This window comes from Nocardia sp. NPDC058666, from assembly GCF_042714895.1.
Taxonomy (GTDB): Bacteria; Actinomycetota; Actinomycetes; order Mycobacteriales; family Mycobacteriaceae; genus Nocardia.
This window is the reverse complement of sequence record NZ_JBHXRY010000059.1, coordinates 1-1,871: the sequence shown is the minus strand read 5'-3', so window position 1 is coordinate 1,871 and position 1,871 is coordinate 1. Positions and strand designations below refer to the sequence as shown.

Genomic DNA, 1,871 nt, shown 5'->3' with positions numbered 1-1,871 from the left:
CCAACGCGACCGGCTCGCACACCTGGACCTCGCCCCCGGCGAACCGGTCGGCATCCTCGCCGACAAGTCACCCGCCGCCCTCGCCCTCGTCCTGGCCTGCCTGCTCGCCCGACGCCCCCTGCTGCTCCCCTCCCCGGCCCTCGCCGACACCCTCCTGGCCGACCTCTTCGCCCAGGCCGGCTGCGCCACCGTCCTGGCCCCCGACGGGCAGAGCGCCCGCGTCACCCCCAACCCCGAGGTCACCGCCCGGCCGCTGCCCGCCGCCGAGGCCGCCGAAGTGGCCTTCATGCTCACCACCTCCGGATCCACCAGCCTCCCCAAGATCGTCCCGCTGGGCCTGGACGCCGTCGACCGGTTCACCCGCTGGGCCGGCCACACCTTCCAGATCACAGCAGGCCGCACCGTCCTGAACTACGCCCCCCTCAACTTCGACCTCTGCCTCCTCGACGTGTGGACCACCCTCGCCCGCGGCGGACGCGTGGTCCTCGTCGACCCCGCCCTGGCCGCCCACGGCCGCCACCTGCGCGACCTGGTCCTGCACCACAAGGTCGACATCGTCCAGGCCGTCCCCATGGCCTTCGGACTCCTCCAGGACGCGGCCGCCAAGACCGGCGACACCTTCCCCGGCGTCGAACACGTCATGTTCACCGGCGACGCCATACCCGAGCGCACCCTCGCCGCCCTGCCCCAGCTCTTCCCCCACGCCCGCATCCACAACATCTACGGATGCACCGAGACCAACGACAGCTTCATCCACGAGGTCGACACCGCACCGGCCGCCCACCCCACGACACCCGTCCCCATCGGCCGCCCACTGCCAGGCGTACGCGCCCTGATCATCGACCCCGACACCCACACCCCCGTCCAGGGAGCCGGCAGCGGAGAACTCTTCGTCTCCACGCCCTTCCAGACCCGCGGCTACCTCGACCGCACCCGCCACACCGACAAGTTCACCGGCCACCCCCTGGGCCTGGACGACCGCCGCTGGTTCCGCACCGGCGACCTCGTACGACGCGACGACGCCGGCACCCTGCACCTGACCGGACGCACCGACTTCCAGGTCAAGGTCCGCGGCGTCGCCGTCAACACCGCCGAGATCGAACGGATCCTGCAAGAACACCCCGACGTCCTGGAAGCCGGCGTCGCGGCCCTGCCCGACCCCATCGCCGGCAAACGACTGGTCGCCGCGGTCCAGCGCGCCCCCGGCACCACCCTGACCGGCCTGCAACTGCGCACCCACTGCGCCCGCCACCTGCCCAGGGCCGCCGTCCCGCACCAACTCACCGTCACCGAACAGCCCCTGCCCAAGACCGCCACCGGAAAAGTCGACCGCAAGCAACTCGACCGACTCGACCGGCCGGCCCCCACCACCGGCAGCACCACCGGCACCACCCGATCCACGACCGCACCCGTCGCCACACCTCTCGCCGAAGGAATCCCGTCATGAGCAACATCGACACCATCAAGAACTTCGTCATCACCGAGTTCCTCCCGGGCACCACCCCCGCCGAACTCGCCACCGACCACGACCTCCTCAACGACGGGGTCATCGACAGCCTGGGCGTCCTCAAGCTCATCGCCTGGGTCGAGGACCGCTTCGAACTCGCCATCGGCGACGCCGACCTGGACCCCAACAACTTCCGCAGCGTCGAGGCCATCGACACCTTCATCACCGCCTCCCGGCGCACCGCGGCCGCCTGACCCGCCCACCACCGACCGACCCCGACCCGACGCAGACGAGACGGAGACCGACCGTGCACGACGCACTCACCGGCCTGCTGGAACAGCGAGCCCCGGTCGGCCGCGAGACCTGGCGGTCCTGGTGGGACCAGCTCGGCGACGGCGGCCTGGACCAGGCCCAGGCCGTCGCC

General features: G+C 71.7%; 2 protein-coding genes. Both read left to right on the top strand.

Annotated features, from left to right (window positions below; all coding sequences use genetic code 11):
• Positions 1-1,447 (top strand): AMP-binding protein (locus ACFWVD_RS28400; protein WP_379247943.1); only part of this gene is annotated, 1,447 nt, incomplete at its 5' end.
• Complete coding sequence (locus ACFWVD_RS28395) at positions 1,444-1,701, top strand: acyl carrier protein (RefSeq protein ID WP_030390272.1); 258 nt, start codon at positions 1,444-1,446, stop codon at positions 1,699-1,701. The genes ACFWVD_RS28400 and ACFWVD_RS28395, both read left to right, overlap by 4 nt.
• Positions 1,702-1,871: the final 170 nt, after the last annotated feature.